Origin of the sequence: Mycobacterium riyadhense, assembly GCF_963853645.1 — a bacterium.
GTDB classification, from domain to species: Bacteria; Actinomycetota; Actinomycetes; order Mycobacteriales; family Mycobacteriaceae; genus Mycobacterium; species Mycobacterium riyadhense.
The window spans coordinates 179,192-195,453 of sequence record NZ_OY970457.1; the positions used below are offsets into that span (position 1 = coordinate 179,192).

Consider the following 16,262-nt stretch of genomic DNA (forward strand, 5'->3'; position numbering starts at 1 on the left):
TTAGTTGATGGTGTTTAGGGTGGTCCGGGCTCGAGCGACTTTGGCCAGGATCGATTCGGCGGTGGCGGTCCATACGTAGGGCTTGGGATCTTGGTTGTGGGTGTCGATGTAGTCCTGGATCGCGGCGATGAGGTCAGGCACTGAACCAAAGACGCCGCGTCGCAGCGCTTTGTCGGTGATCTCGCGAAACCAGCGTTCGACCTGGTTGAGCCACGACGACGAGGTCGGCGTGAAATGCAGGTGGAAGCGGGGATGGTTGTCCAGCCACTGTTTGACGTTTGCGTGCTTGTGGGTGGCGTAGTTGTCCAGGATCATGTGGATCTGTAGGCCCTTGGGAACCTCTCGATCAATCGTGCGCAGGAATTTGAGGAACTCTTGGTGGCGGTGTCGCGGTAGGCATTGGCCGATCACCATGCCGGTCAACACGTTAAGCGCGGCGAACAAGGTGGTGGTGCCGTTGCGCTTGTAGTCATGAGTCATCGTCTGCCCACGGCCCTTGGTCATCGGTAGCGATGCCTGGGTGCGGTCGAGGGCCTGCACTGAGGACTTCTCATCGGCGCACAGCACGATCGCGTTGTCCGGCGGGTTCAGATATAAACCCACGACATCGACGAGCTTCTCGTCGAACTTGGGGTCATTGGATACCTTGAACGTATCGATGCGGTGCGGCTTGAGACCCAACTCTTTCCACACCAGCGCCACGGTGCTCTTCGACACCCCAGCCGCGCGGGCCATCGTTCGTGTGCTCCAATGCGTCTGGCCTGGTGGGTGGGATCCCTTGGTGAGCGCCACGATCTTTTCGATCGTGGCATCCGGGATGGAGGGCTTACGACCACGACCCTGCCGGACTTGCCCAAACTTGACCAGACCATCCTCGCTGAACCGAGTACGCCAGTTCGCCACCGTGGCCGGCGACACCGACACCCTGGCAGCAATCGCCGCGTTGGCCACACCGTCGGCAGCCATCAACAAAGCCTTGGCCCGCACCACTTCTCGATGCGCCCCCGACTGCGACCGAGCCAACGATTCCAACATCTTGCGCTGTCCATCAGTCACCACCAAAGCGGGCACGGGTTTGCTCATACCCGAAATCATAGCCGACAACTGTCAATTATTTGCGGGACACACCACTAGCACCGCCTTGGTCAATTCGTTGAGCAAACCATCCGCACCATCGATCGCGGACCCCGATTTCACCGCATCCTTGATCAGCGAATCCAAGGTCTCCGCAGTGAACGTCTCCGCCAGCCGCCGCGCCGCAGTCTTCTCTTCAGCCGGCGCCTGCGTGGTCTTCGTCACAAAACACTCCTTCTGTCCGCCCCAACGGCGGTCCGATGATGGACCACCTCGGACTTACACAGATGGAATGACACGCCCGCTTTCGGCTTGTTCACTCCCGCTTTCCGGAATGTCTCAACGGTCACCCGGTGCACCGTCGCGTGATCACCCAGCCGGGTGTGTGGGGCTACCGAACGCAGGAATAGATGATCATCAGCGGAGCTGGGCCGCTCGTCGAGAACATAGGAAGCCAGCTTGCCCAACAGCAAGGCCGGCAATGGCAGCGTCAGCGGGTTGCCCGTCTTGGATTGCACGAGGCCGATCGTGTGCCCACGCCAGTCGACATCACCGAGCCGCAGCGCCACAATGTCACAGGCCCGCAACCCCGTCGATAACGCGAGCAAGGTGATCGCCGCATCCCGCGCGCTGACCACCCCCGCCGCACAGGCCCGAACAACCAACTCCTCGTCGGAATCCTCCAAGACGGGGACTATCGCGTGAAAACGTTTGACGCCAGCCAGATTCAGCGCATTGACCAGATCGGTGCGACCGGTGAACTTCAGGAACGGACGAAAGTTCGACACCACCCAAAACAGCGACGACCTGGCCCACCGATTCAGCAGGGACTCCAAAAACGCCAGGACACTGGCACCATCCGCACCGTCCAGCACTGCGAAACCGCGTGCTTCCAAGAACACCAGGTAGCTACGCGCCACCCTCCCATAGGCCTCGCGGGTGGCCGGTGCTAGACCGCGGCGGCTCATCTCGGCCTCCCACGCGGCATCCAGCGCAACGAAGTCGCTGCCTGCCGGTCGTGGACCTCCGCCGCCGCGGCCACGAACCGCCAGGTCCACCCGCCCGGTCTGCACATACGAGTCGAACACCGTAACCAGACGCCGGTAATCGAACCGACGCTGCGGACTGAACCGACCAGTGCGCGCACTAATCGTCATCGAGGCGAACTCCGCACCCAGACTGGTGGAATACTCACGCCCCGAGGCGAACTCAGCAAGTGCCTTGATCGTTTTCGCGTACTGACCAACCGTCGATTCCATGTAGCCAGCCGCGCGCAACTCCGCCACGACAACCGCCCCGATCCCAGCAACCGTCGTATCCATGACCGTCTCCTTCCACAGACGTAGAGATACGACGGACGCTAACCAGAAACCCGAAACATTAAGCCGAGAAATCTACGAGCAACTCCCACGAGCGCAGGCCATCTCCGCAGATCCTCGGCTTAACACAAACCTCGGCATAATCGCTATGGTGGATTGTGCCGCCCGGCAACGCGTGGCCCTGGCGGCGACGCAGGACGGCGGCCTGTCGTAGTGCCGATTCGACGAAGCCGGCGTGCTTGGAGTTGGAGCACTCCCAGCCGACGATCACTCCGGCGTAAACGTCGATGACGAACGCGGTGTAGACGAAGCGTCCGCACACCAGCTGGACGTAGGTGAAGTCCGCGACCCACAGCACGTCTGGGCGGACAGCTTTGAAGCGGCGTTTCACCAGGTCCGGAGCCCGTTCGGCAGCGGGGTCGGCGATCGTGGTGCGAACCTTCGTGGCGCGGACGACCCCGCGCCAGTTGTGGTAGCGCATGATCCGTTCCACCGTGCAGCGCGCCACCGGGATCCCCTGTCGCCGCAGGTGTGCCCACATCTTAAGGCTGCCGTACAGCGATTCTGGCGGGCGTTTGCCCTTGGCGTCGGGTTCATAGATACCGGCCAGGATCTCGGTGATCGTGGTGTCCCACAGCGCCCGTTTCGACGGCGCCGCCGACCGGTGTGCCCAGTAGGTGCGCGGGGCGATCTGCACGCCGTGCACGGCCAGTGCCCGGCAGATCGGTACGACCCCGAACTCCTCGCGGCGCTCATCGATGAACGCACAGATCAACGACGTAGCGGGTCGCACTCCCGCACAAAGAAATGCGTTGCGGCTTTTAGTATTTCGATGGTCTGCTCAAGCTCACGATTCTTCCGCCTGAGTTCGCGGATCTCTCGGGCTTCCTCGCTCGTCACCCCAGCAACCTCGCCGGCATCGATCTCGGCCTGACGTACCCACTTGCGCAGCGTCTCTGCGGTCATCCCCAGCCGGGCCGAGATCGCGCGCATCGCCGCCCACTCCGAGTCGTAGTCGTCGGCATGCTCACGGACCAATCGGACCGCCTTGGCCTTGGTGTTCTCGTCGTACTTGCTCGGCATCGTGCCATCCTTCCCAAGAAAGGAAGTGTGCATGAAACCCGGGACGGTTCACCCCTTCTGCAAGTACGGAAACTGACACATCCCACCCACCGCTTGCAGCTTCGGGGCATAAACCTGCTAAATGATCCGGTCCACCGATCGACAAATGAACGTGACATGATCGCGCAGTAGAGTTGCGTGGTCGGCCATCACCGCCTACTTGGTCTGAAACAACCTGAGGCTACAACCAGCGCAGCACATAGGTACGAGGACGCTCGCTACGACTAGGCGGTATTTTGCGCGGATCTAGATTTGGTCGAGGTCGCTGGCAAACGATTTCGGGCAGTAGGATTTTCGATCGATGACCTGCCAAAGACGCTTTTAACCAACGCTTTTCATCGACAACCGGTTTATCAGCGTGCCGAGTCCGAGGCGGCAAGGGCGGCGTGGGTACCGGCTCGGCGGCCAGAGGTTTCGGCGACGCGTACGAGCAGCAACGCCAGCCAGCACAGTTGGATGTGGGCGCGGATGCGGTCTTCTCCGGAGGTTAGACATTTGGCTTAGTGCCCCGGTTTCTAGCCGAGGTGGGCCAGGATGGCAGCCTGAGCATCCGGGATTTGGGGCGGGAAGGTCTGGCTGGTCCCGTTGATGACGATGGTCGCGCTGCGCAGTGGCCGGAGCTGTTTGACGACCTTGGCGATGGACAGCTCGGTGCGCTGTTGGATGCAGTGTGACCGACCAGTCGTTCTATGGCCCCGGCTGGCTCGACCAGGTCGCCGCCGAACTCAACGCCCAACCCAGAAAACGCCTCGGCTGGCGCAACCCCGCCGAAGAACTCGACCGACTACTGTCGGACCCGTCCACATTCGTTGCAGCGACCACACCGGCCACTCAGGACGCGTAACCGAAAACTGTCACCCGTTCGTGCAGCAGACCCAAACGCGCACGCTAATGGGACTTGATCAGCGTGTCGCTGGCGGGCCTGAGGGCCCGTTTCAGTGAGGCTGATTGCCGAGCGGCCGGTCGGTGAGCACTTACGCACGCTGGAATGTTGGTCGATTGCCTAGCGCGAGATCGTGCCCCGGCCGGTTGTGAGGTCACCTGTAGCACTGATGGGATGTCGTGCCGATCGAGCACTTGCATTAGGTCGCCGCCGGGTGTCCTTCGGCTCGAACAAGATTGGTAGCCGAACCGATGGGAGGTACGCTGAATCCACTTGAACGCCTCGGGCTCGCTCATGCCCTGTTTGGTCTGCAGCAGGCCTTTGGCACGTTCGACGAGCTTGCGGGTTTCCAGCCGATCGGACAGGGTCGCCACTTCGTGTTCCAGCGCGGCGATCTCGCCGAACCGTCTCAGCGCCAAATTCAATCGCCGGGATGAGATCGCTGATCGTGAAGGGTTTGACCAGGTAGGCCATCGCTCCGGCGTCGCGGGCGCGCTCGACCAGGTCGCGCTGACTGAAGGCGGTCAGCACGACAATCGGGGCGATGCGTTTACTGGCGATCTCCGACGCCGCGTCAATCCCGTCGCGACGCGGCATCTTCACGTCCATGATCACCAGATCGGGCAAATGACGCTCGGCCAGTTCCACGGCTTCCTGGCCATCGCCGGCTTCCCCGACGATCTCGTACCCCTCCTCTCGCAACATCTCGGCGAGGTCCATTCGGATGAGCGCTTCACCTTCCGCGATCAGGACCCGGCGCTGCGGGGGGGCGTCGGCGTCGGTGATGGGGCCCGTCATGACGGACATTGTGTCGTGGGCGTCTGCAACTGGAAACCTTGGGGGCGGTGAGTCGGGATCGGGCTCCTTTAAGGGAGGAGGCCGAAGTAAGCCCTCGTATCCCAACTGGCACAGGAAACGGATTCAAAAACCCGTCCAGTGTGAGTTCGAATCTCACCGAGGGCACCACGCAAAGACGCCGGAAAATCATCGCTACCGTCGGTAAACAGCGAGCTCAACGGTTAGGCTGTGATTTGTGGTGGCTAAGAAGTACGGCGCCCCACCCGTAAGGGCTGACGGCTCACGACGCCCCGACTGTGTAGCAGCGGTGCGGGACGAGAGCCGCGCCCGCAACCAGCATTACGAGGCCAGCGCCGCGCGTCGGGCGCGGGTGCTCAACATCAACGTCGCGATGGCGGTGTTGGTGTGCGCAAGTTTCGCGGTTATTGCGGTCTGGGCCGGTCCCGCGCTGTGGCCGCAGCAGGTAATCAACTTCGTCGCGGCAGCGATCTTCGCGATGGTCCCGTTGCTGCACCGCTTCGGAAAACTTGTTGCGCCGCTGACCTTTATCTTGTCGGCCAATGTTGTGGTCTTCGTCATCGCGATGGAGGTTGGCACCGGCTCCGGTGTGCAGTTCTACTTCGTGACGAACGCCAGCCTGGTGGTGCTGCAGCTGGGCATCGAGCGCATCCGCCTGGCCATGTTGCTGGCTGCCGCCGGTGCTGGACTGCTGATCGCCGTCCAGTTCCTCGCCCCCTACTCGACCGGGGCGGAGCCACCCTGGGCGCTGCACACTGGCTTCGTCATCACAGCCATAGCCTCGTGCATGATGGCGGTTGCAACGGTGTGGTTCGCGCTGCGTGATACGGCGCGCGCCGAGGCGATCATGGAAGCCGAGCACGCGCGATCGGAGGCCTTGCTGGCCAACATGTTGCCGGCCAGCATCGCCGATCGGCTCAAGGAACCGCAGCGCAACGTGATCGCCGACAAATACGACGAGGCCTCGGTGCTGTTCGCCGACATCGTCGGCTTCACCGAGCGCGCCAGCAGCACCGCACCGGCTGACCTGGTGCGCTTCCTGGACCGCCTCTACAGCGCCTTCGACGCCCTGGTCGACAAGCATGAGCTGGAAAAAATCAAGGTCAGCGGCGACTCCTACATGGTCGTCAGCGGAGTCCCGCGACCACGTCCCGATCATGTCCACGCGCTGGCGGACTTTGCGCTCGAGATGGCCGCCGTCGCGGCCGAAATGAAAGACCCACACGGCCGCTCGGTACCGCTGCGAGTGGGCTTGGCCACCGGTCCGGTGGTCGCCGGGGTGGTGGGCTCTCGGCGATTCTTCTACGACGTGTGGGGCGACGCGGTCAACGTCGCGTCGCGAATGGAATCCACCAACTCGGTCGGACAGATTCAAGTGCCCGACGAGGTTTACGAGCGTCTGAAGGACGACTTCGTACTGCGGGAACGCGGCCACATCGACGTCAAGGGCAAAGGCGTCATGCGCACGTGGTACCTGATCGGGCGCAAGGCGGCCGAAGCGCCGCGTGACGTGGTAGCCGAAGAACCGCACACGGCAGGCGTCTGAGCCGGCACGCCCTATACCAGAATCGCCACATGCGTCACACTGGTGCAATGGAACCGCTTCCTGTCCCAAGCTTGTTGCCGCATTTGTGGAAATCCACGCTGCTCTCGGGAATTCTGTCGCTGATCCTCGGTGTCGTGATACTGGCCTGGCCGCAAATATCCGTCCTGGCTGCCGCCATCACCTTCGGCGTCTATCTCGTGCTCACCGGTATCGCACAAGTCGCCTTCGCGTTCGCATTGCATGTCTCGGCAGGTAGCCGGGTCCTGCTGTTCATCAGCGGCGCCGCCTCGCTGATCCTGGCGGTGCTGGCTTTTCGTCATTTCGGTAACGCAGTTCTGTTGCTGGCCATCTGGATTGGCATCGGGTTCATCTTCCGCGGTGTCGCCACCACCGTTTCCGCCATCAGCGATCCGGCGCTGCCCGGACGGGGATGGAACATCTTCGTCGGCGTGATCAGTTTGATCGCCGGCATCGTGGTGATGGCATCGCCGTTCGAGTCGATCATCACCCTGGCGATTGTGGTCGGCGTCTGGTTCGTGGTGATTGGTGTGTTCGAGATCGTTTCGGCATTCCGCATTCGCCAGGGCTCCCAATCGCTCCAACAGTAGTTCCTTGTGGTATTGCTTCGCTCTGGTCGACTTGTAGTCGAAATGCAAACTGGCCGGTTACCCCGCAGGTGAACACTCGGGTGCGGAACGGCCCCGGAGTGGGTCGTTTGCGGCCGTGGTGTATCTGACGCCCGAAGATCAGCCCGACCTTGTCAGGACGACCCACGTCGAGGTTGTCGGCGATGACTTGCTCCAGGAAGATCCGCCCCGACACCGGCTTGTCGAGCATGTGGGTCACCGAGAACTCCACCTGATCAAGGGCGAGCTTGTAGTAGTAGCCGCCGAGGCTCTCGTCTTCCTCGGTGAATGGCTGCGGCAGCCGCTGCTGCCATTTGATCAGCAGCGCCTCGATGTGTGCGCCGCCGAAGCCCTCGCAGATCGCCTGCAATCCGGCGACGTCGTCGCAGTCGGCGAACCCATTGTCCAGCGGGGTGAACCCGATCCCCGCCTTGCTCGCTTGCCGCTGTGCCCAATGGTGGCCGTTGACGATCAGCTGGGCGTTGAACGGGAAATAAGTGCACACCCGCAGCAGGAACGGGCCAAAGTCGTCATCGAAGCAGTACCAGTAGACGTGGTTGACCAGCTTGCTGGTCTTGTTCAACCAGGCGTAGGTGGTCAACCCGGTGAGCGGGTTGCGCCGCCGGGTCGAGGTCCACACCGCGGCCCGCTCCTGGGCGATTCCCACGTACAACAAGCCCTCGCTGCCGTCGTGGCCGGCCAGATACTTTTGGGTCACTTCGCCCTTGCGTTGCCCGCTGTTGAACCGTTCCCGCGCCCGATGGTGGGAATCGATGTAATGATCGACTTCGGCCACATAGTTCTTCGTCATCGGCGCCATTAGCGCCGTTGGGGCGAACTTCCAGCCGCGGTGGTGGACAAAGATGGCCCGTACTGCAGCCGTGGCGGGCGCACGTTGAGTCGCATCCGATCCAGCGATTCCAACTCGAACGCCACATGCTCGGACAAGGCATCGGCGGGCGGTGCGAGGTAGCGTCATCACAGGTTCCGGTTCGGGACGAGGACCCAAATACCGGGTCCCTCAACCGCTACGAGCGGTCCTACAGTGTGGTGACATCAGCATCTCACCGATTACGTCCCAGCCGGAGCCTCCAGATCAGTGGCCCACCCTTGGCACGCTTCCACAGGTTGAGGCGAAGCCCCGGTAGGCCTTCAAGGAGAAATGCGGCTAGTGGCTCGACCTCGTAGTAGTAGTGCACGTTGCCGCATGCGTCTTGTGCCGTTGCGCAGGCACACTCCGAGGTGCCGCACCTTTACTTGACTGGCATCGCGAACTCGGCGATCATTACGACAAATCCTGCCAGTAAAACTCTCTTCAAATGCGAACCGCGTTTCGCCGATGATGCATTAACTTTGGGCTAGCCGGGGCGTGCCGTCCGGCTCGCCAGCTTGAGTAGTAGGCATAGGAAGCCTCGTCGGTATGTGAATTCCGGCGAACTGGGGAACCGCATCACAGATCGCCTGGATGTTACGGCCCGCCTGCATCACAGTGCCGTCAGGCCTGATGATCGCGGCGGTGGCCGCACCTTGCTCGAGCCAACTGGCGAGCTGGCTTCCCGGGACTGCGGAGACAACGACGGCGCCGCGGCGCTCCAGTTCGTTCTGCTGTTGCTCACCCAGCACCGACGAGGTGATCAGCGCGAATCGGTTTGCGATCATATTGTCGAGCCGACCACCCTGCGGCAGAACCGGATTGGGGCACAACTTTCCGGCCAGCTCCCTTCTACCGCGGGACTTGATCACCAGAGCAGAGCTGTGCAACGCCGGGTCAACGCCGGCGGTGGCTATACGCCGTACGGCTGGTAAGTGCAGCACCCGCGGGAAGATTAACCGTCGGCAAAGGTCTCCCAGTTGCCCGCCGGCGGTCATCGCCAACCCCAAGCCGATCGCAGCCCGAATCGTGGTGCGGACGTGAGACTCACGTTCTTGCTGATAGGTGTCGAGCACGCTGTCGGGCAGACTCTTACTGAGCACGCCGGCCAGTTTCCAGGTCAGGTTCATCGCGTCTCGCAAGCCCGCACACATGCCCTGACCGATGAACGGTGGAGTGGTGTGGGCGGCGTCGCCGAGAAGAAACAGGCTGCGTGCGCGCCAGTGGTCGGCAACTCGGGCTCGGAAAGTGTACTCGGCCACCCGCACCAGCCTCAGCCGCTCGACGGGCGTGTCTGCCAGCCAGGGCGAGATCAGCGGAAGGATCGCGGTGATACTCCGGTAATCGTCGGCCGTCTCGCCGTCAAGGAGCTGGAATTCCCAGCGGTAGCGGGTGTCACCGACCCGTATGTAGCTGCCCGCGCGCACGGAGCTGCAGAGCTGGTGCAACCCCTCCCACTGGTGCAGCTCGGCGTCGGTGTCCACGTCAATCACCAGCCAGCGCTGCTCGAAGTGCAGGTCGGTCATAACCGCACCCATCGCTGAGCGGACCATGCTGTTGGCGCCGTCGCAGCCCAGGACATAGGTGGTCTCGACACTGTGCTCGGCGCCGCTGACGCGATCGGTGAAGGTGACCCGAACGCCGCCGTCGTCCGATTGGGTGATACCGGTAACTTCGGCGTCGCCTCGCAGCACGGCGCCGGGCTGTTGTTTAGCCAGGTTGGCGCGCAGCAAGACCTCCAACTCAGGCTGGTCGAACATGTTGGCCTTTGGGAAACCATGCGGGCTATCCTGCGGGGCGGGATCTTCATCCAGCACCCGCATCTTCGGGTCCACCAGCCGAACGCCCACGCAGGGCCGGGAGATGGCCGCGAATTCCTCGTAGACGCCGACGCGGGCCAAGATGCGGCAGACCTCGTCGTCGCAGTGCACCGCACGTGGCTGCGGGTAAACATTGGGATGACGCTCCAGAACCAGACAGGAGATGCCGTACTGGGTGAGCAGCGTGGCCGCGGTGATGCCGGCGGGGCCGGCGCCGACGACGACAACCGGCGGCGCCGGCCCCGCAACCGGCGTCGGCGCGCTAGGTGATACGTCCGACTCGCTCCCGCTCACGCGTACCTGACCACGTTCCGTTGAGTGCCGAGGTTGATGGTGCCATCGTCGGTGGCCACGGTTGCTTCCACCACGTCGCCGTCATGCAGGTACAACGGATTTTGCGCCTGGCTGGCCAAGAACCCTTCTAAGGTCGGTGGGCCGGCGGGGGCATCTTTGGGCTTCCTGACCGCGGTGCCCACCGGGGTGCCGGTCAATATCAGGTCGCCGGCGTCTAAGCGCTGGAAACGGGACAGCGCCTGCAGCGCTTGGACCGGGGGATAGATCATGTCGCCCTTGACCACACTGTTCTGGCGTTCCTCGCCGTTGACCTGCAGCTGTACCCGCAGCTCCCCGAAGCGCTCAAGCTCATCGGCATCGAGTAGCACCAGCGCGGGCCCGACCGGTGTGAATGTCGGATAGGACTTCGCTTCGTAGTACTGGCCTTTGGCCTGTTGCACGTCTCGCGCCGACACATCGTTGGTCACCGCCAGACCGCAGACGAAATCGGCCAGGTTTGCGTCGATGACCTCAGTGCCGACAGGTACAGCGCGGCCGATGACCAGCCCGATCTCCACTTCGTAGTCCAAAAGCTGGACATGGTCGGGTTTGACGATGTCATCAAATGGCCCAGTGATTGAACCGGACGCCTTACGGAAAAAGGTCAGCTGCGTCTTGGCAGGGTCGCGGCCGACGTCTCTGACGTGGGAGGCGTAGTTGACTGCCTGGGCCACCACTCGACACGGCAAAGTCACCGGCGATAGCAGCTCCAGGCTGTCGATAGGAACCGTGTCAGTGCTGCGCGCGGCGTCGTCGATGGCCGCTCGGTCGGCCAGCAGCTCGCGAGTGGTGGCGGCATCCGTTGAGACGCGAGCGGCCCCGGTAGCGGTTTGCACCCACCAACCATCGGCGGTGCGGAGAATCGAGACGGTCATAACAAGTCCTTCTTTCGATTATGAGGTGGGGGTTTGCGAATCAGATAAGCAACGCATCAGCGGTCAACGAATCCGCCAGTCGCCTGAGTCTAGGTTGGCCGTCGCTCGATTCCCTACCCTTAGAGATGATCCGACAATTCCGCACCTCCGAGAAAATCTTTGGTGACCTCGGGTCCCCATTGGTACAGCCCGGAAACGGTGAACGGCGCCCAGCCGGGCTCGAGCGTGCTATCGAACAGGTCGCCGTCGGTGAAGTGCTCGACCAGTAAACCGTCCGGGTCGCGCCAGTAGTCGAAGATCTGACTGCCCTGAATGTGGCGGCCGATGCCCCACGAGCGGCGATACCCGCGCTCGGCCAGGTATTGGCCACCGGCGGCCAGAGCGTCGAGGTCGCACACCTGGTACGCCGAATGCACGTAACAGTTGGCCGGGCCTGACGCCAACGCCAGAGTGTGGTGGTCGGTGGGGGTTGCGCCGCGGTCGCAGCGGTTGAAGCTCATGACCGGTCCGCGCTCACGCTGACCGGGGGCGAAGCAAAAGTCGCTGACGATTAACCCTAGATGATCCAGAAACCAGTTCAGCGATTCGATGTACTTTGTGGTCTGCCACACCACGTGCCCGAGCCGTTGTACCCCGGTGGGCACCCGCGGGGGCCGCTGGGTCGCGTTAACGCGCACCACTTCGTGGCCGAAGTTGAACACATGCGGGTCTTGGGCGGGCAGCGCCGGAAGCTGATGCATCCCAGATGCGACCCTCACCGGCAGCCCGCTGGGGTCGACCATATCGACCGCCACCCCGCCGAGTGTCTCCGGCAGTGGACGGACGCTGGCACCCGTCGCATCGGCCAACCGCTGCACGTCCGATTTGTCGACGGCGGCGAACGTCGGCCCGATACAGCGCGCGTGCGGACCGCGGCGGATCACCAGGCACGCCGTGCCGGCGTCGCTGCCCCGCAGATGCAGCTCATCGTCCGTGCGCAACGCGGTAGTGAAGCCGAACGCGTGGGCGAATTTTTCAGCGTCAGTCAAGTCGGGCTTTTCGAACTCCAACCAAGCGACGTCATGCACCTTGATGATCGGGTCACGCGACCGTCCCGGATGTTCTCCCTTACGTGCGCCCTCCTCGCTGTGCAGATCACCCTGCGCACCGCTGACATGCTTGCTCATAGATGATGCTCTCCTAATCCCCGGCACTGGGGGAAACCTCGCGGTTCGTGTGCGGCTTGACTTGGACGGGGTGTCGCGTCCGCGTGGCCTTGCCGATGACGTCGTGGCGGTGACTTGCAGACAAACGGTTCGGAATGCCAAAGCTCAGCGCAGAGGCAAGCGTAGCACCGAGACCTAGCGAATCGGTGCTACTTTCGAATCCATTGGTTGTCGTGCCAATTGGCTGGGCAGGCCCAGCGTGCGGTATTACATCACGAGCAGCTAAACTACTGCCGGCGCTGTACTTTTCGACAGCCGGTGTTGTGTCCGGCATTCGGGCCGTCCTAGGGCAATCGGTGCGTCCACGGGTACCGCACATGCGTAGCAGGGGGGCCAGGCGCATCTGCTCGGCCAGCGCCAGAGTCGCATACACAACGCACGCCCCAGCGAGCGGGATGGTCGTCACACCCATGGCTTCCAGGTAGATGCCGTGCTCGGTACCGAAACCGTTTGGTGCCAAAACCATAAAAGAGCAGCGCGAACAGCTAACGACGCGGCAACCTGTCCAGCAATTTGGTGTAGAACGATCACGGCCGGCGGCCCGTTGCCTCGCTACCCTCCATCCATTGCCCTCTCGCGAACCCACGACAGTACGCCTTCGACTACGTCGTCGCCGGTCAGCGGAGAGCGGGTGGGATCGCTGATGATGTGGAGCGTCTCGCCATCAAGCGCGAATTTCCGCGCCTGCTCGGAACCTACCCAGGGTTGAGACCACGCAACATCGACCATCGTGATGAATCGGTCCGGTGGCTCCAGGCGGAACTGCCCGGAATACGCGATTGTGTGTCGAAATGCGTCGGCTTCTTCAGCTTCGGTTGCGGGTAGTTTCTGTCCTTCAGCGGTCAGCAACGCTGCCATGCGACCTTCGGGGAGCAGGATCAGAACACCGTTTGGCCGGGCCCCGAATGGCTCGATGCGCTCGCTCGTCTTCACGTTCTGCAAGAAGTAGCTTCTCAGGCGCCAAACCCCAAATACGTCAGACAGTTCCGTCACGAATCAGCCTCCTCACGCGCCATATGGCAGCAACAATCGGGTGGTCGCGGTAACCATATCGCCTTGCGCGCGATCGTCTCGCCAAAGGACGGCGATGTCCCCGAGATCCCAGTGCCATTGGCGACTCTGGGGCCGACGCACAGGCTATCAAGTTAACGGCGTAACTGGTTGTTGTGTAGTTACTTTCGGCCTGCAGTCGATCGCCGTGGGACAGCGATTTTGGACACCATCGGCGGTCTCGTCGGTGACACTGATTTTCGAGCCAAAGGCCGAGCTGGCGATGGAACGTCGCTGTAGGGGTGCGTAGTCGGCCGTCAGAGTTGGCACTGCTGCGCGGCAGGAACAGGGCCATGGCCGAGAATCGCTGCCGGGTGCACTCCTACTACGCCCCAATCATGGTGGTGAGTTCGGACTCGCACACCTCCGGGCGCGGGGGCGCCATCCGCGTACACAGACCGGAGTGTCCTCGGTCCCGCCGGTCGAGGCTGATGCTTCGAACGTGGCGCGTGGGCGATCGATTTCCAATTCGACTCCACCACCGACGGCAAGACCATCAAGATCGCCCCGATTCTCCCTGCTGCACATCGTCGAGCGCTCGATCACCGACGAACGACTCATCACCGAACTCGAGACGGCCTACACGGCGGCCGGCGGACCGCCGAAGATGCTGCGGATAGACAACGCCCGGAGTTGGATTCCAAAGCGCGACAACAGTTCTGCGAGCACAGGGCCGACATTGGTCTAAATTCCGCCGGGGTCAACGGCCATATCGTTCAGCAACCGACCCAGGAAGCAGTGCCTCAATCGCAACCACTGGAACACCCTATTCGAGGCCCGCGGGGTCATCGCGGACTTCAAACACGAACATGATCACAGGCCTCCGTTCGACGCCGGGCTATCGCACACCGGCCGAGTACGCTGCGGCGCGCAGGCACACCCACACCTCAATGGCCTGCGAGACCAACTGAATCCGAATCAAGCAAACCCGACTCTAACTACTTCGACCTGAAAAAGTGACGGCCCCTGAGTCTGCTGTTGGTGCGCGAATACCGCGTGACTGTGGAGGCAGAGATCCGTGCTTTGGGGCGTCGGGTCATGCTGCGAGGCCGCTGATCTTGACTAGGTTGTGGGCGAGGACGCCGTGTCCGGTCCAGATTCGGGTTCCTTCGGTGCCATCGATGGAGGAGCGGCTCCAACCGTAGTTTCGTTTGAGAGTGCTGATGCGGCCTTCGCTGCCGGTGCGCCACTTGATTGTTCGTCGGAAGGCTGGCCGGTGTTCCTCGGCTTGCCGAGCCTTGCCGGGTTTGCCTTTTCGCGGTATCACGACCGTACGTACACCGAGGTCGTGCAGGTCGTTTTCGACGCGTTCCTCGCCGTAGCCGCGGTCGGCGGTGACGGTGCCCGGGGTACGCCGGGCGCGTTTGGTGACCCGTTTGACCGCGGGCGCTAGTTGCGGCGCGTCGGGTGGATTGCCTTGCTCCACACGGTGGTCCAGGACGATGCCGTCGTCGTTGTCGACGATCTGGGCCTTGTGCCCGAACTCGACCGGCCGGCCCAGCCTGCCCTTGGCGATCGGGCGGGCATCGCCGTCGTGAAGGCTGACCCGCCGACTCGCCCCGTCCGGGATGTGCCCGGCGACGCGCTGCTGGGTCTGCGCCACGATCTGCCGCGTCGCTTCCAGCAGTTTGGCCAGGTCGTTGACCGCACGCACCAGCCGGCCACGTCGCCGGCCGGCTGCTGCATCATGCTCGCCGCGGGCGCGCAGGTCGGCAGCTTTGACCTGGGCCCGGCGCACCGCCCGCTTGGCGTTGACCAGTAGCCGCTCGGCCTCGCGCGCCGCGGTTTTGGCCAGCACAGCCAGCTCCCCGGTGCTGGTCAGCACCGCGGCCTTGGCCTCGTCGCGGCCCAGCGCGGCGCGAGAGCGCAGTTTCGACGCGATCGCGTGCGCGCGCTTGCCCGCCGCGCGGGAGCGGTCCCGCAGCTGGGTGCGCACCGCGCCCCCAGCGGCCTGGATCCGCTTGCCGATCCCGGCGATCCGGCGCGTCGCCTTGGCCAGCAGACTCGAATCGGTCGGATAGGCCACATTAGCCGGCACCACCGTGGTATCCACCCGAATCCGATTAGTACGCAACAACTTCGCCTCAGCCGCCTTGGCCAACAGCACCTCATTGAGCCCGTCGACCGCCGCACTGCCACACCGGGTGGTCAGCTTCATCAACGTGGTCGGATGCGGCACCGACCCATCCAGTCCGATCCGGCAGAACCGGCGCCAAGTGATCGAATCCGCGACTTCTCGGCACAGCGACTCATAGCCCAGCCGGTAACGGAACTTCAAGAACATCAACCGCAGATAGGTCTCCATCGGCGTGGACGGACGCCCGATCCGTGTATCGAAGAACGGCTCGAACGGGGCGAAGAACACCGGATCATCGAGCAGCCCATCGACCCGCGCCAACTCATCGGGCAACTTCAACAACTCCGCGGGAAGCACTGCCTCCCAAAGCGACACCTGATCGCCTACAGTACGAAACACGATGGCCTCAATCCCTTCCGCAACAAGGGCTTGAGGCCATCTTTCCTGTTCAGCACCATCAACCCGCGGATCAACGCGCCGACTTTTTCAGGTCGAAGTAACTAGAGCGGGGGGTGGACTCAGTAGCGGAGGACTCGCCATCCGCCGCAACGCCCTCGGATCGGATTCCGCAACCCCACCCACGACCGCTGAACCCCTCGCGATGGGCTACCGCGATCGCAATCGCCTGGCACCACACCCGAGCCG

12 protein-coding genes, 1 tRNA gene, 3 pseudogenes and 1 other annotated feature are annotated in these 16,262 nt (G+C 62.9%); of the genes and pseudogenes, 5 read left to right on the top strand and 11 right to left on the bottom strand.

The window, feature by feature from the left end; all coding sequences use genetic code 11:
- From AADZ78_RS27705 to AADZ78_RS27720, 4 genes and pseudogenes are all read right to left on the bottom strand, one after another.
- On the bottom strand, positions 1–1,083 hold the full coding sequence (locus AADZ78_RS27705) for an IS630 family transposase (RefSeq protein WP_085251828.1): 1,083 nt from the start codon (positions 1,081–1,083) through the stop codon (positions 1–3).
- Positions 1,084–1,107: 24 nt separating this feature from the next.
- Entirely contained in the window at positions 1,108–1,299 is a 192-nt protein-coding gene (locus tag AADZ78_RS27710) for a hypothetical protein (protein ID WP_085250292.1), read from the bottom strand.
- Complete coding sequence (locus tag AADZ78_RS27715) at positions 1,296–2,396, bottom strand: tyrosine-type recombinase/integrase (RefSeq protein ID WP_085250291.1); 1,101 nt, start codon at positions 2,394–2,396, stop codon at positions 1,296–1,298. The genes AADZ78_RS27710 and AADZ78_RS27715 overlap by 4 nt, the downstream gene beginning before the upstream one ends.
- Before the next feature lie 139 nt (positions 2,397–2,535).
- Positions 2,536–3,476, bottom strand: a pseudogene (locus AADZ78_RS27720) (IS3 family transposase); the annotation flags it as partial.
- Positions 3,076–3,207: a sequence feature (AL1L pseudoknot), on the bottom strand. Its footprint overlaps the pseudogene before it by 132 nt.
- A 542-nt stretch (positions 3,477–4,018) precedes the next feature.
- Here AADZ78_RS27720 and AADZ78_RS27725 point away from each other — a divergent pair.
- Positions 4,019–4,189: a hypothetical protein gene (locus AADZ78_RS27725; RefSeq protein WP_169726286.1), complete on the top strand. Its 171-nt coding sequence runs from the start codon at positions 4,019–4,021 to the stop codon at positions 4,187–4,189.
- The gene (locus tag AADZ78_RS27730) at positions 4,186–4,359 is read left to right on the top strand and encodes a hypothetical protein (protein ID WP_204805618.1); all 174 of its coding nucleotides are present in this window, start codon (positions 4,186–4,188) and stop codon (positions 4,357–4,359) included. The genes AADZ78_RS27725 and AADZ78_RS27730 overlap by 4 nt, the downstream gene beginning before the upstream one ends.
- A gap of 293 nt (positions 4,360–4,652) precedes the next feature.
- On the opposite strand, the pseudogene AADZ78_RS27735 reads toward AADZ78_RS27730, so the two are convergent.
- Positions 4,653–5,196: pseudogene (locus AADZ78_RS27735) on the bottom strand (ANTAR domain-containing response regulator); the annotation flags it as partial.
- 90 nt (positions 5,197–5,286) lie between these two features.
- Between AADZ78_RS27735 and AADZ78_RS27740 the strand changes: the two are divergent.
- The 3 genes from AADZ78_RS27740 to AADZ78_RS27750 all read left to right on the top strand — a co-directional run bounded on the left by AADZ78_RS27740 (position 5,287) and on the right by AADZ78_RS27750 (position 7,368).
- Positions 5,287–5,364, top strand: a tRNA-Leu gene (locus AADZ78_RS27740).
- Between the two features lie 67 nt (positions 5,365–5,431).
- Positions 5,432–6,760, top strand: coding sequence for an adenylate/guanylate cyclase domain-containing protein (locus AADZ78_RS27745; RefSeq protein ID WP_085250290.1), 1,329 nt, complete (start codon positions 5,432–5,434; stop codon positions 6,758–6,760).
- 29 nt (positions 6,761–6,789) lie between these two features.
- Complete coding sequence (locus tag AADZ78_RS27750) at positions 6,790–7,368, top strand: HdeD family acid-resistance protein (protein WP_139828673.1); 579 nt, start codon at positions 6,790–6,792, stop codon at positions 7,366–7,368.
- Here AADZ78_RS27750 and AADZ78_RS27755 read toward each other — a convergent pair.
- The 6 genes and pseudogenes from AADZ78_RS27755 to AADZ78_RS27780 all read right to left on the bottom strand — a co-directional run bounded on the left by AADZ78_RS27755 (position 7,265) and on the right by AADZ78_RS27780 (position 16,016).
- The gene (locus AADZ78_RS27755) at positions 7,265–8,197 is read right to left on the bottom strand and encodes a hypothetical protein (protein ID WP_139828672.1); all 933 of its coding nucleotides are present in this window, start codon (positions 8,195–8,197) and stop codon (positions 7,265–7,267) included. The genes AADZ78_RS27750 and AADZ78_RS27755 overlap by 104 nt on opposite strands.
- A 536-nt stretch (positions 8,198–8,733) precedes the next feature.
- A complete protein-coding gene (locus AADZ78_RS27760) occupies positions 8,734–10,371 on the bottom strand; it encodes a bifunctional 3-(3-hydroxy-phenyl)propionate/3-hydroxycinnamic acid hydroxylase (RefSeq protein WP_085250288.1) in 1,638 nt (545 codons plus the stop codon).
- Entirely contained in the window at positions 10,368–11,285 is a 918-nt protein-coding gene (locus AADZ78_RS27765; protein WP_085250287.1) for a fumarylacetoacetate hydrolase family protein, read from the bottom strand. Before AADZ78_RS27765 ends, AADZ78_RS27760 begins: the two co-directional genes overlap by 4 nt.
- Before the next feature lie 146 nt (positions 11,286–11,431).
- Positions 11,432–12,451 (bottom strand): annotated as a pseudogene (locus AADZ78_RS27770) (VOC family protein); the annotation flags it as partial.
- Positions 12,452–13,042: 591 nt separating this feature from the next.
- Positions 13,043–13,483, bottom strand: coding sequence for a lipocalin-like domain-containing protein (locus tag AADZ78_RS27775; RefSeq protein WP_085250285.1), 441 nt, complete (start codon positions 13,481–13,483; stop codon positions 13,043–13,045).
- Positions 13,484–14,576: 1,093 nt separating this feature from the next.
- Positions 14,577–16,016 carry an ISNCY family transposase gene (locus AADZ78_RS27780; RefSeq protein ID WP_085251832.1) on the bottom strand — a complete coding sequence of 480 codons (1,440 nt, stop codon included), beginning with the start codon at positions 16,014–16,016 and terminating at the stop codon, positions 14,577–14,579.
- Positions 16,017–16,262 lie beyond the last annotated feature (246 nt).

Bases quoted from the DNA above. Each gene is read 5' to 3' on its own strand.
- AADZ78_RS27705 (WP_085251828.1), bottom strand. From the start codon at position 1,083: ATGAGCAAACCCGTGCCCGCTTTGGTGGTGACTGATGGACAGCGCAAG.
- AADZ78_RS27715 (WP_085250291.1), bottom strand. From the start codon at position 2,396: ATGGATACGACGGTTGCTGGGATCGGGGCGGTTGTCGTGGCGGAGTTG.
- AADZ78_RS27750 (WP_139828673.1), top strand. From the start codon at position 6,790: ATGCGTCACACTGGTGCAATGGAACCGCTTCCTGTCCCAAGCTTGTTG.
- AADZ78_RS27755 (WP_139828672.1), bottom strand. From the start codon at position 8,197: ATGACGAAGAACTATGTGGCCGAAGTCGATCATTACATCGATTCCCAC.
- AADZ78_RS27765 (WP_085250287.1), bottom strand. From the start codon at position 11,285: ATGACCGTCTCGATTCTCCGCACCGCCGATGGTTGGTGGGTGCAAACC.